The sequence below is a fragment of the Sphingobium sp. genome (assembly GCF_036170395.1).
GTDB lineage: Bacteria > Pseudomonadota > Alphaproteobacteria > Sphingomonadales > Sphingomonadaceae > Sphingobium.
Map to the genome: position 1 here is coordinate 96,134 of NZ_JAVHPD010000047.1, position 12,196 is coordinate 108,329.

Below are 12,196 nucleotides of genomic sequence, written 5' to 3' on the forward strand. Positions count from 1 at the left end.
GAGCGGGACCATGATGGACAACAAGATGATCTGCACAGAGCAGTTCGAAAATTATGTCGAGGGCGGCGAGGTCAAGGGCTTCGCCTTCCTCGGCCGACTTCCTTATTACCGCGGCCTTGGCCTTTCGATGGTCGAGGATATCCAGGTCAGCGTGGATGGCGAGAAGATCGCGCGCGAGGACGTGCGTTTTTCGGTACGCGGCAAGACCTATACGCTCGACGAAATGGAGACGGTCTATGACGATCGCTGGAATTTCGGCGAGAAGGCGCGGATCATCGCGCTGAAGCCGGGTGGCCTGGCACCGGGCAACCACCGCATCGAGTTCGCTGTGCGGATGCGCGTGTCCTACCTGCCGTTCGTCCCGACGACCAAGGACGCCAAGGAACTGGCGCTCGCCGCCTGATCCCGGAGCGGGCGGCAGGCTTTGTTGCCGCCGCCCGCTTGTCCGCGCCGTGCAATGGAATTCCACCAATGACTGAGCTGACACTCGATCAGGCCGCATCACTGACGGCCGGCGCGGCCATGTGGTCGTCTGTGGCGATCCCGGAGGCCGGCATCCCGGCGTTCACGATGAGCGACGGGCCGATGGGCATCGCGAGCGGCAAGGTGGACGAACGGGACATAGCGCGCCTCTCGCCCTGTGCGACGGCGCTCGGCGCGAGTTGGGACGCTGAGCTTGTCCGTCGTATCGGTACGCTTGTTGGGCAGGAAGCTGCCGCACGCGGCGTGGACGCTGTGCTGGCGCCCAACGTCAATCTGGCGCGCAGTCCGCTGGCTGGGCGGGCGTTTGAATATTTTTCCGAAGACCCGTTATTGGCCGGCCAGCTCGGCGCGGCGTGGATCGAGGGGCTGCAATCGACCGGCACCATGTCGGTGGTCAAGCACCTGGTCTGCAACGACAGCGAGACCGACCGCGATAATGTCGACGTGCGCGTGGACGAGCGGACGCTGCGCGAAGTCTATCTGCTCCCTTTCGAGTTCGCAGCAAGGGCCGGCTGCGGCGGCATGCTGGCGGCCTATAATCGCGTCAACGGCCTGCATTGCGCCGAGCAGCATCATGTTCTCACGACAATCGTCAAGGGCGACTGGGGCTATCGCGGCGCGATCATGAGCGACTGGTTCGGCACCCATTCGACCACGCCGACGCTCAATGCTGGGCTCGACCTGGAGATGCCGGGGCCGGCGCGCTTTCTTGGACCGAAAGCGGCTGCTGTTGCGGCGGCGGGCGAAGTCGATCGGGCGCGGATCGATGATGCGGCATCGCGTGTCGCCGCGCTCGCGCGTCGTGCGACGGGGCCGAAGAATTCGTCGATGGGCGACAGGGAGATCGACGCACTGCTGGTCGAGGCGGCCGCCGCCGGCTTCGTCATGTTGCGGAACAAGGACGCGATCCTGCCGCTGGTGCCGGACACTATTGGGACATTGGCCGTGATCGGCCCGAACGCGGCCGCGCCCTGCTTCCAGGGCGGTACTTTCGCCAAAATCTCGGTCTCGCCCGACCTACCGTCGCCGATCGATGCGATCCGCGCGCGCTTCGGGGGTGTGTGCGACATCCTGTTCGAGCCGGGCATCGATCCTGCGCCACGCCTGCCCAGCATGGCAATTCAGCCGGCGCGCGATCTGGGCGATGGTTGCACGCGCGGCATGACGCTCGACTATTTCGAAAGCAGGGATTGTTCGGGCGCGCCGCTGTCAAGCGAGACGCGCGACACCAATTCGTTGGTCTGGTTCGTCGGCGTGCATGAGCAGGCGAAGTTCGCCGCCGGCGGGTCGATCCGCGCGAGCGGCACGTTCACGCCGCAGCGTGATGGCATGCACCGCTTCCATCTGGGCGCAACCGGCGTGTCGCGGATGCTGGTGGACGGGCGCCAAGTCGTCGCGACGACCCAGTGCCCGCCCGGCGACGTGATGGGCGTGCTGAAGGCAGGCGATTCCTCGATCGCAGAGGTGGAATTGCGCGCCGGCGTGCCGGTCGACGTGGTGGTCGAGTTCACCTTCGAGCCGGCCCGCGTTCACGGATTATGGTACGGCATTCGCGCGCCAGGCAGCCGCGAGGAATTGCTCGTGGCCGCCGAAAACGCGGCGCGGCAGGCCGACGCCGTGGTGATGATGGTGGGCGAAACATCCGACTCGAGCGTCGAGAGCAAGGATCGGCCGGACACGCTGCTGGCCGCCGGTCAAATCGAACTGATCGAGCGGGTGACCGCCGTCAATCCCCGGACGATCATCGTCGCCAATGTGGGTCATGCGTTCGACGCCTCTTGGGAAGAGCGCGGCGCTGCCCTGATAAGCGCCTGGTATCCCGGCGAAGGCTTCGCGCAAGCGATCGCCGAAGTGCTGGCGGGCGATCGAGAGCCGGGCGGGCGGATGCCCGTGACCATCGCGCGCAATGAGGCGGACTATCCCGGCTATGCCTTGCAGCCCGACGCGGATAAACGGCTACTCTATTCCGACGGGACACGGTTCGGCTATCGTGGCCTCATCGCCGCTGGCAAGCCGGCGCGTCACACGCTGGGCGCCGGGTCGGGCTATGCCAGCTTCGAATGGGGCGACGCTGCGGTCGAGGGGGATGGGGTCGCGGTGACGGTGCGCAACCTGGCGCAGCGCGCCGGGAGCGAGGTGGTGCAAGTCTATCGCGATGTGCCGGAAGCGACGCTGGTCGGCTTTGCCAAAGTGCATCTGGCGGCGGGCGAGAGCGCGCGGGTGCGCGTGCCGCTCACGCAGCGGCGGTTCATGCACTGGACCGACGCCGGCTGGTCCAATCTGGCCCAGCAGATCGAGGTGCGGCTGGCGCGCGATGCCGAAGATGCGGGAATGCCGCTGACCGTGGATATCGCCGCGCTGCCGACCAACCAACTGTAAAGAGGTCGATATGAGCAAGCGCTTGCGGATGGGCATGATCGGGGGCGGGCCGGGGGCGTTCATTGGCCCGGTGCATCGCATCGCCGCCGAACTGGACCGTGAGATCGAACTGGTCGCCGGCGTGTTCAGCAGCGATGCGGACCGTTCGCGCGCCGCCGCCCGGGAATATCGCATCGACCCGGCGCGCGCCTATCCCGATCTGACGGCTATGTTCGCCGCCGAAGCGGCGCGCGACGACGTCATCGACTTCGTGACCATCGCCAGCCCCAATCGTCACCATCTGCCCGCTGCCCGCGCCGCGCTGGCTGCCGGCGTGGCGGTGATGAGCGACAAGCCGATGACCGCCTCGCTGGCGGAGGCGCGCGAACTTGCCGACCTCGTCGCGCAGGCGGGGCGACCTTATGCGCTCACCTACACCTATTCCGGCTATCCGCTGGTCCGCGAGGCGCGGGTGCGGGTTGCCGCCGGTGCGATCGGAACCGTGCGCAAGGTTGTGGTCGAATACCCGCAGGGCTGGCTCGCCGGCGGGGCGGAGGGCAAGCAGGCGGAGTGGCGGGTTGATCCCACCCGCGCCGGCGCTGGCGGCTGCATCGGCGACATCGGCGTCCATGCGTTTCAGCTCGCCGAGTTCGTCACTGGCCTCCAGGTGACGCGCCTGCTGGCGGACCTCGCAGCGGTCGTGCCGGGCCGGATGCTTGACGATGATTGCTCGATCCTCCTGCGCTTCCACAATGGCGCGCGCGGCGTGCTGCTCGCCTCGCAGATCGAGGTGGGCGAACTCAACGGGCTGCGTATTCGGGTGTATGGCGACAAAGGCGGCCTCGTTTGGCGGCAAGAGACGCCCAACGAACTGACGCTGCACGGGATCGACGGACGGACCGAGATCGTCCGTGCCGGGGACGCCTCGCTCGGTGCCGATGCCCGCGCGCGGACGCGCACGCCCGGCGGCCATCCTGAGGGTTATCTGGAAGCCTTCGCCAATCTCTATCGGGATTTCGCCGCGCGGCTGCGGGGCGAGGCCGCGCCGCTGCTGCCGGGCGCGGCGGACGGGCTGCGCGGGATGGCGTTCATCGAGACGGCGGTGGCCGCAAGCCGGGACGAGGCCGGCTGGGTCGATCTGACAATATAAGGAGAGGGCGATGAAGACGTTGCAGGGGCCGGGCATCTTCCTCGCCCAATTCGCCGGCGATAGCGCGCCGTTCAACTCGCTCGACAGCATCGCGCGCTGGGTGGCCTCGCTCGGATATAAGGGCGTCCAGGTACCAAGCTGGGACAAGCGGCTGTTCGACCTTGATCGCGCGGCGGAGAGCCAGGATTATTGCGACGAAGTAGCAGGCATTGTCGCCGGTCACGGCCTGGCCATCACCGAACTCTCGACTCATCTTCAGGGGCAGCTGGTTGCTGTGCATCCCGCCTATGACGCGCAGTTCGACGGCTTCGCCGCCGAGCATGTGCGCGGCAATCCGGCTGCGCGGCAGGCATGGGCGGTCGATCAGGTCGGGAAGGCGGCGACCGCGAGCCGTCGCCTTGGGCTGACCGCCCATGCGAGCTTTTCGGGCGCGCTTGCCTGGCCCTATGTCTATCCCTGGCCGCAGCGTCCCGCCGGGCTTGTCGAGGATGCGTTTGACGAACTGGCGCGGCGTTGGCGGCCCATCCTCGATTATTTCGATGGCGAGGGCGTTGATATCGGGTTCGAGATCCATCCCGGCGAGGACCTGCATGACGGGGTGACGTTCGAGATGTTTCTGGAGCGTGTAGGCAACCACCCCCGCGCCAACATCCTCTATGACCCCAGCCATTTCGTGTTGCAGCAGCTCGACTATCTGCAATTTATCGACATCTATCATGAGCGGATCAAATGCTTTCATGTGAAGGATGCCGAGTTCCGCCCCAATGGCCGCTCGGGCGTCTATGGCGGCTATCAGGGCTGGGTTGACCGGCCGGGGCGGTTTCGCTCGCTCGGTGACGGGCAGGTCGATTTCAGCGGCATCTTCTCGAAGATGGCGACCTACGACTTCGCCGGCTGGGCGGTGCTGGAATGGGAATGCGCGCTCAAGCATCCCGAACAGGGCGCGGCCGAGGGCGCGCCGTTCATCGACCGCCACATCATCCGTGTCACCGAGCATGCGTTTGACGACTTCGCCGCCGGGGGCGCGAACCGCGATCTCAACAAGCGCATCATGGGCATCGCCTGATGATCGCCGAGGGCGACGGGCAGCTCCCGCCGCTGGCCTGGCGGACGCGCTTCGCGTTCATGGCGTGCGCCATGCCGGAGCTGATTAAGAGCTTCGCCTGGGACGCCTTCGTGCTCTTCTACTATGCTCAGGTGATCGGGCTGAGCGGCTTCCTGCTCGGCCTGGCGCTGGCCATCATTTTGGTATTCGACGCCGTCGCCGATCCCTATATCGGCGCTCTGTCCGACCGGATGGACCGCGCGCCGCTCGGCCGGCGGCATACGCTGATGGCGGCTGCGGTGGTGCCGTTCGTCGTCGGTATCGCGATGGTCTTCCGTGTCCCGGCCGATCTTGGCCAATGGCAGATCTTCGCCTGGCTACTGGGCTTCGGCCTGCTCGCGCGCATCGGCATCTCCTTCTGGACGGTGCCGGCCTATGCGATGGGCGGCGAGCTGACGCGCGACAGCGGCGAGCGCAACCTTGTCGCCGTGATGCGGAACATGGGGAACCAGCTCGCGATCTTGACCGTGCCCTGGGCGGCCTTTGCCTGGTTCTTCGTGCCGGGCGGCGGCTATAGCAAGCCGCAGCTCAACCCTGCGCCCTATCCCGATTTCGGGCTGTTCGTGGCGGCCGCCGGCGGCGCGCTGATGATTGTCGGTCTGCTCGGGACGCGCGCGCGGATGAAGCAGGTGGAAAGCCTAGACCGCATATTAGCCATCGAAAAGCCGGAGACGCTGCCGCAACTGTTCCGCCGCCTCGCCGCCGCGATCCGGCTGACGCCCAATGTCGGGCTGCTGCTGCTGGTCGCGCTGCTCGTCCTGTTCGTCAATTCCGTGGTCAATCAGCTGACGCTGCACCTCGCCACCTATTTCTGGCAACTCGATGGCGCGTGGACGCCGCGGCTGCTGATCGCTGGTGTTTGCGGGTCGATCGTCGCGATGTTCATCGCGCCCGCCTGGATGAAGCTGATCGGGACGCGGGCGGCCATGATCTCGGGGCTCGCCGTGTTCTTCCTGGTTCAGGCGGGCGCGGTGCTGCTGCCGCTGCTCGGCCTTGCCCCGTTGCCGGCGACGGCGGCGATCGGGGCGTTCGTGTTTCTGTTCCGGGTTCTCGGCGGCTTGGCCTATGGCCTCTACGTCGTCCCGTTCAACACCGTGACCTACGACATTGGCGACGAGCATGAAGCGAATACGGGGAAGCCGCAGCAGGGCTTGGTCGCGAGTTTCATGTTCATCGGGCTTCAGGTCGGCAGCGGCTTGGTGGCGCTCTTCGCCGGGTCGTTCCTCGGCATCATCGATTTTCCTGCCGGGCTGCCGGTCGATCAGATGCCGCAGGACAAGGTGCGCGCGCTCGCCTGGTTCGTTACCGGCCTCATCCTGGTGGCGGGCATGGCGATGGCGTGGTTGGTCGGGCGGTTCGACGTGTCGGCGGAGAAGCAGGCGCGCATCCGCGCCGATCTTGCCCGGCGTCGCGCCGATAGGAGTTAGTCCGCCGGAACGAACCCGGCCCCTGCGCCATAGAAGCGGACCGTGCCATCCGCTTGCCCCGCGCTGACGCCGACGCATAGCTGTAGTCCAAAACGCAGGGGCAGCGGTGGATCCAGAGGCAGGGTGGTCAGCCGCCGCGCGGACGCAGGATAATAGTCGCGCCATTGTTCGGGCGGATCGAATGGCGCGGGCTCGCTTGGCGGCTCCGCCTGCCGTTCGGTCAGTGGAATGCGTTCCATCCCGCCATGTTGCAGCACCAGCCAATGGATCCGTGCGCTATCCAGCACTTCCCACATCAGCGATAGCTCGGCGAGCGCCATTGGCTTGCCGTCGCGGATAACAGGCGTTGGCAACGGAAAGTGGAACCAGGCGTCCTTGCCCGCCCGCAGCCGGAAGCTGGAGAAGAAGCCGCGATGCCATCCAAAGCCGTCCGACCATTCTGCGCCGTCGACCGGCGCGAAATAGGTGGGGCCGCGCTCTTGCGGCACGACAGCGGCGGAGGGCATCCAGATGCGTTCGGTCACGCCCATTCCGGTTCATTTCCTTCCAGCCACTTGATCGAGCAGCCGGCGCTCGCCCGTTGCGGCTGCGGCGGAGCCTGCCCGGCCAGCATTGCGTCCACCGCGCGGCGCATGTCCTCACCCGTCACGGGCAGGTCGGTGCGAAGCGGCGGTAGGCCGGGCACGGGCGGGCGGTTGATCTTGGGCCGGCTGGCGTCGAACTGCCCGGCATAAAAGAGCCGCAGGTCGCTATCGAACAGGAAGAAATCAGGCGTACAGATCGCTTCATAGGCGATCGCGACCCGCTGGTTGGCATCGTGCAAATAGGGAAAGGTGAAGCCGCGATCGACGGCAAATCGCTTCATATGCGCGAAATCATCCTCGGGAAATTCGACGATGTCATTGGACGAGATCGCCACCACGCCCACCCCGCGCGCCTGGCATTCGCCGGCGAACGTTACGAACGCATCGATGACGTGCAGCACGAACGGGCAGTGATTGCAGATGAAAGCGACCACGAGGCCGTTGGCCCCCGCGACGCTGGCCAGCGTCCGCACCTGGTCTTTTGTATCCGTCAGGGCGAAGTCCGGCGCTGGCGTGCCGAGCGGCATCATGCGTGACATTCTCAGCATCATACTCTCCCGCTGGAAATAGAATATACATTCTGATATCAGCGGGAATCGAAAGCGGCAAGGGCCGGCGAGGAGAGGAAGAGCATGTCCCAGGAGGGATGGAGCAGACGGGAATTGGGCGGCGCGGCGGCGTTGCTGGCGGCGGTGGTGGGCTTGCCCGCTGCGGTCGCCATGCTGTCGAAGGGGGATCAGACCGAGGCGCCGACTGATCGCCAGCGGGCAATGATGCGCGCCGTGAGCCAGCTGGTCGTGCCGCGTACCTCAACGCCGGGGGCTGGCGATGTTGGCGTCGGCGACTTCGTGATCCTGGCGCTGGAGCATGGGCTGGATGGCACGCGCAGCCCGGCTGCGTCCGATGCGTTGCCACCGCTCGCAACCGCCCATCTGCGCCGGGACGGGAGCTTGCGCTATCTCGATTGGCTGGAGGCGGAGCTTGATCGCGCCGCGAACGGCAATTGGCTCGGCAAGCCCGAAGCGCGCCAGGCCGCGCTGCTGACCAAGCTCGATGCCGACGCCTATGCTGCGAAGAGCGATCACCCGTGGAAGAAAGTGAAGGCGTTGATCCTGACCGGCTATTACACGTCTGAAACCGGCGGCGCGCGCGAGCTGCATTATGAGCTGACGCCGGGCCGCTACGACCCGGCTGTAGCGATCAAGCCGGGCGATCGCGCCTATTCGAGCGACTGGACAGCGGTGGATTTCGGCTGATGGCGCAGGACATGCAATTCGACGCGATCGTCGTCGGCTCCGGCATCACCGGTGGCTGGGCCGCCAAGGAACTGACCGAGGCGGGGCTCAAGGTGCTGATGCTCGAACGCGGGCGCAAGATCGAGCATCAGGTCGATTATGCGACCGAAACCAAGGCGCCATGGGCGATGCCGTTTCGCGGCATCGGCGACGCGGAGAAATATGCGCGGGAATATCCGGTGCAGATGCTCAATCGGCATTTCACCGAATTCACCGAACCGCATTTCGTCAACGATGCGGAAAATCCCTACAGCCAAGCTGAAGGCACCGACTTCACCTGGTTCCGCAGCTATCAGCTGGGCGGGCGCTCGCTCACATGGGGGCGGCAATCCTATCGCTGGTCCGACTATGACTTTGACGCCAACCGGCGCGACGGGCATGGCACCGACTGGCCAATCCGCTACGCCGATCTCGCGCCATGGTATGACAAGGTGGAGGAATTCATCGGTGTCTCGGGCGCGGCCGAGGGGTTGCCGCAGTTGCCCGACGGCAAGTTCCAGCCGCCGATGGCGCTCAATGTGGTCGAGCAGGCGGTGCGCGAGCGGATTTCGGCGCGCTGGCCGGAACGCCGGCTGACCATCGGGCGCACCGCCAATCTCACCGAGGCTAAGGAGGGACGCGCCGAATGCCAGCGGCGCTCGATCTGCGCGCGCGGCTGTTCCTATGGCGCCTATTTCTCGACCCAGTCGAGCACGCTTCCCGCCGCGCAAAACACCGGCAACCTGACGCTGGTGACCGACGCGGTGGTGGAGAAGGTGGACTATGATCCAACCACCCGCCGGGTTACCGGCGTGCGCTGGATCGACACCAGGACCAAGTCGCGCGGCAGCGCGACGGCGCGCATCGTGTTTCTCAATGCCGGCGCGTTCAACTCGGTGCATCTGCTATTGAATTCCGCCAGTGAGGCGATGCCGAAGGGGCTCGCCAATTCAAGCGGGATCCTCGGCACGCACATCATGGATCATGCCAGCACGCTCGCGGCGATCGCGCTGATGCCGGGGTTCGAGCAATGGACCACCTTCGGCAACCGGCCGACGGGCATCGTGATCCCCCGCTTCCGCAACATGGATCGGATGGATGGGGCCGGACATAGCCGCGGCTTCTCCTATCAGGGCGGCGCGCTACAATCGGGCTGGACGCGCGGCAAGCGGGAGGCTGGCATCGGCGCCGCCTACAAGGACTCGCTCCAGCCGCCGGGGCCGTGGCGGATGGTGCTGGTCGCCTTCGCCGATTGCGTGCCGCGCGCGACCAACCGGCTGACGCTCGACCGCGCCCGCACCGACGCCAACGGGCTGCACCTGCTTAAGGTCGATTTCGCCTTCGGCGCGGAGGAACATGCGGCACTGGCGCAGGCCAAGGCAGACGCGGCGGAGATGATGAGTCATGCCGGGGGTCAGGTCATCATGGGCTTCGACAAGCCCAATCCGGGCGGCAGCGCGATCCATGAAATGGGGGGCGCGCGGATGGGCAATGACCCGGCAACTTCCGTGCTGAACAAGTGGAGCCAAGCGCATGACGTCGCGAACCTGTTCGTCACCGACGGCGCGCAGATGAGTTCGAGCGCCTGCCAGAACCCGTCGCTCACCTATATGGCGCTCACTGCGCGCGCTTGCGACGCGGCGGTGGGAATGATGCGGGAGGGAGCGATCTGATCCGGGGCGCGGGTCAGCCGCTGGCTTTGAGCATTCCGATGCTACTTAGCCAGCGGTAGAATTGCTCGATCCACCCTTCTGCCGCCGTGCCCGGACGTCCCAGCCCGAAGCCATGGCCGCCATTGGCGAGCAGGTGGAATTCGACCGGGCGACCCGCGTTGCGATACGCGTCGATCAGCGGGAAGCCATCCAGCCCACGCAGCAGAAAGTCGTCGGCGGCGATCGTGACGAACATCGGCGGCGCGTCGGCTGGCACCGCCATCGGCGCCATATCGGGATAGATCGGCGCGGCGAAGGCGGGCATCTGCGCGCCGCCTTGCGCGACGATCGAACGGGTCAGAAAACCGCCCGCCGAAAAGCCCATAAAGCCTATTCGCTTGGGATCGACGCCATAGGCAGCAGCATTGGCGCGAACATGCGCGAGCGCGGCGAGGCCATCCGCCAGCGCTTCGGGCGGCGTGTCCTTGGGGTTGGCGAAGCTCACTTTCTCGCCCGCGATCATGCGGTTGAATTCCGCTTCCCACACGGCATTGTCGCGCGGCGTCGGCAGCACCCGATATTTGAGCACGAAGGCCGCAATGCCATGATTGGCGAGCCAGCGCGCGACCTGCCAGCCCTCGGCATCGATGGCGAGGCCGAGAAAGCCGCCGCCCGGCGCAACGATCACCGCCGCGCCAGTGGACGGACCGGCAGGGAGAACCGGCGTCAGCGTGGGATGGGATATGTTGCGAACCCCGATCGACCCATTCTGCCGCATCCATTGCTCGCGATCCGTGCTGGACTTGGGCGCGGTCGGCAGCAGCACCGCGCCAGCCTGCAATGGCGCGTCAATCGCATCGTATCGGAACCGGGGCGGCTCCTGCGCCACCGTTGGCAATGGCGCGCCAAGGGCGGCGAGCAGCGCGAGGCGTAGCGCGATTGAGTGAGCGTGCCGGGTCATGCGGTTGCCCTCGCGGCAGCGGCCGGTCGTCCAATGATGAACAACGCTGCCACCGCGCCGGCGATGCCGACGATCCCGGCCACCAGGAACGCGCCTTGCATCGTCCCCGTCTGCGCACGGACTATGCTCACGATCAGGGGAGAGACGAACTGTCCGAAGAAGAAGCAGGCCGTCCACACTCCCATGCCGCGCCCCCGATGGGCATAGGGTAATTGGCCCTGCGCCCAGTAGATCAGCGTCACGACGCCCATGCCCGCGCCGGTCTGCTGCACGGCCATGCCCAGCACCATCATGCGCCAGTCGGTCGCGAGGCCGATGATCGCAAGGCCCGCGCCGAGCGTCGCCAGGAAGGCGGACAATTGCCCGCGCGAACTGACGCCGTTGCGTCCGAGCAGCCAGTAAATGACTGCGCCGAGCAGCACGAACAGGCTGGGCAGCGCGGTGATCCGGCCGATCTTGCCCGGATCGCTGACTCCCAGCTCCTGCCAGACCAGTCCGCCGTTGATGATGAAGACATAATAAAGGATCGACGAAAACAGCGTGACGCCGCCGATCGTCGCGAAGACCCGCCACGGCGTCGCTCCGGCGGTCGCGGCTGCGGCGGCTACTGGCCGCTCCGATCGCGGCTCATACATATAGCGCAGCATGGCGAGGAAGATGGGAAAGGCGACGAGATAGAGCAGGAAGATGCCGTTCCACCGCCACGCCGTAAGCGTTCCGGCAAAGAAGATCATCAGCGAGGATAGGCCCGGCCCGATCAGGCCCTGAAGCGTCAGCCAGTTGCGGCGGCCGCGCTCGTCCCAATAATCGGCGATCAGCGTGTTGAGCGTCGTCAGGATCGCCGCCTCGCTCAATCCCAAAAGAAGGCGCGAGGCATAGATCGCGTCGAGCGACTCGAGCAGGAAGGGCACCGCCCCGAAAAAGCCGTAGAACAAGGTAGAGATCAGCAGCAGCTTGCGCCGCCCGAACCTGTCGACCAGCATGCCGACGAACAGCGCGACCAGAGCGATCGTCAGCCCCGGCGCGGACACCATCGCCGGCACCTTCCATCCCGCATTCGGATCGGCGCTGAAATGCTGGATCATCGCGGGGACAGCCGGGAACATCGAAACGATCGCCATGATCGGCAGGAAGCCGGCGATGATGACGGTCAATCCCTGCGGCAGGCCCGGCGTCCGGGTTGCTGATGAAGCATTCAATGC

11 protein-coding genes are annotated in these 12,196 nt (G+C 66.0%); 7 read left to right on the forward strand and 4 right to left on the reverse strand.

Annotated elements, in window-relative coordinates; translation table 11 throughout:
• The first annotated feature begins 10 nt into the window (after positions 1-10).
• The 5 genes from V2B31_RS12770 (at position 11) to V2B31_RS12790 (ending at position 6,523) form a co-directional block, all read left to right on the forward strand.
• The gene (locus V2B31_RS12770) at positions 11-403 is read left to right on the forward strand and encodes a C-glycoside deglycosidase beta subunit domain-containing protein (protein WP_328279076.1); all 393 of its coding nucleotides are present in this window, start codon (positions 11-13) and stop codon (positions 401-403) included.
• Between the two features lie 68 nt (positions 404-471).
• A complete protein-coding gene (locus V2B31_RS12775; protein WP_328279078.1) occupies positions 472-2,862 on the forward strand; it encodes a beta-glucosidase in 2,391 nt (796 codons plus the stop codon).
• 10 nt (positions 2,863-2,872) lie between these two features.
• The gene (locus tag V2B31_RS12780; RefSeq protein WP_328279080.1) at positions 2,873-3,991 is read left to right on the forward strand and encodes a Gfo/Idh/MocA family protein; all 1,119 of its coding nucleotides are present in this window, start codon (positions 2,873-2,875) and stop codon (positions 3,989-3,991) included.
• Positions 3,992-4,001: 10 nt separating this feature from the next.
• Entirely contained in the window at positions 4,002-5,057 is a 1,056-nt protein-coding gene (locus V2B31_RS12785; protein ID WP_328279082.1) for a sugar phosphate isomerase/epimerase family protein, read from the forward strand.
• Entirely contained in the window at positions 5,057-6,523 is a 1,467-nt protein-coding gene (locus V2B31_RS12790) for an MFS transporter (protein ID WP_328279085.1), read from the forward strand. The genes V2B31_RS12785 and V2B31_RS12790 overlap by 1 nt, the downstream gene beginning before the upstream one ends.
• Here V2B31_RS12790 and V2B31_RS12795 read toward each other — a convergent pair.
• Positions 6,520-7,053, reverse strand: a complete 534-nt coding sequence (locus V2B31_RS12795; RefSeq protein ID WP_328279087.1) for a hypothetical protein — start codon at positions 7,051-7,053, stop codon at positions 6,520-6,522. The genes V2B31_RS12790 and V2B31_RS12795 overlap by 4 nt on opposite strands.
• A complete protein-coding gene (locus V2B31_RS12800) occupies positions 7,044-7,646 on the reverse strand; it encodes a thioredoxin family protein (RefSeq protein ID WP_328279089.1) in 603 nt (200 codons plus the stop codon). The genes V2B31_RS12795 and V2B31_RS12800 overlap by 10 nt, the downstream gene beginning before the upstream one ends.
• A 93-nt stretch (positions 7,647-7,739) precedes the next feature.
• On the opposite strand from V2B31_RS12800, the gene V2B31_RS12805 reads away from it, so the two are divergent.
• Positions 7,740-8,363: a gluconate 2-dehydrogenase subunit 3 family protein gene (locus V2B31_RS12805; protein WP_328279091.1), complete on the forward strand. Its 624-nt coding sequence runs from the start codon at positions 7,740-7,742 to the stop codon at positions 8,361-8,363.
• Positions 8,363-10,054: a GMC family oxidoreductase gene (locus V2B31_RS12810; protein ID WP_328279093.1), complete on the forward strand. Its 1,692-nt coding sequence runs from the start codon at positions 8,363-8,365 to the stop codon at positions 10,052-10,054. Before V2B31_RS12805 ends, V2B31_RS12810 begins: the two co-directional genes overlap by 1 nt.
• A 13-nt stretch (positions 10,055-10,067) precedes the next feature.
• Here the strand turns inward: V2B31_RS12810 and V2B31_RS12815 are convergent, their stop codons facing one another.
• A complete protein-coding gene (locus V2B31_RS12815) occupies positions 10,068-10,994 on the reverse strand; it encodes an alpha/beta hydrolase (RefSeq protein WP_328279095.1) in 927 nt (308 codons plus the stop codon).
• Positions 10,991-12,193: an MFS transporter gene (locus V2B31_RS12820; RefSeq protein ID WP_328279097.1), complete on the reverse strand. Its 1,203-nt coding sequence runs from the start codon at positions 12,191-12,193 to the stop codon at positions 10,991-10,993. Before V2B31_RS12820 ends, V2B31_RS12815 begins: the two co-directional genes overlap by 4 nt.
• Between the last annotated feature and the right edge of the window lie 3 nt (positions 12,194-12,196).

What these genes read in the sequence shown, in the direction of transcription:
- V2B31_RS12770 (WP_328279076.1), top strand. Translation starts at nt 11, where the DNA reads ATGATGGACAACAAGATGATCTGCACAGAGCAGTTCGAAAATTATGTC.
- V2B31_RS12775 (WP_328279078.1), top strand. Translation starts at nt 472, where the DNA reads ATGACTGAGCTGACACTCGATCAGGCCGCATCACTGACGGCCGGCGCG.
- V2B31_RS12780 (WP_328279080.1), top strand. Translation starts at nt 2,873, where the DNA reads ATGAGCAAGCGCTTGCGGATGGGCATGATCGGGGGCGGGCCGGGGGCG.
- V2B31_RS12785 (WP_328279082.1), top strand. Translation starts at nt 4,002, where the DNA reads ATGAAGACGTTGCAGGGGCCGGGCATCTTCCTCGCCCAATTCGCCGGC.
- V2B31_RS12790 (WP_328279085.1), top strand. Translation starts at nt 5,057, where the DNA reads ATGATCGCCGAGGGCGACGGGCAGCTCCCGCCGCTGGCCTGGCGGACG.
- V2B31_RS12795 (WP_328279087.1), bottom strand. Translation starts at nt 7,053, where the DNA reads ATGGGCGTGACCGAACGCATCTGGATGCCCTCCGCCGCTGTCGTGCCG.
- V2B31_RS12800 (WP_328279089.1), bottom strand. Translation starts at nt 7,646, where the DNA reads ATGTCACGCATGATGCCGCTCGGCACGCCAGCGCCGGACTTCGCCCTG.
- V2B31_RS12805 (WP_328279091.1), top strand. Translation starts at nt 7,740, where the DNA reads ATGTCCCAGGAGGGATGGAGCAGACGGGAATTGGGCGGCGCGGCGGCG.
- V2B31_RS12810 (WP_328279093.1), top strand. Translation starts at nt 8,363, where the DNA reads ATGGCGCAGGACATGCAATTCGACGCGATCGTCGTCGGCTCCGGCATC.
- V2B31_RS12815 (WP_328279095.1), bottom strand. Translation starts at nt 10,994, where the DNA reads ATGACCCGGCACGCTCACTCAATCGCGCTACGCCTCGCGCTGCTCGCC.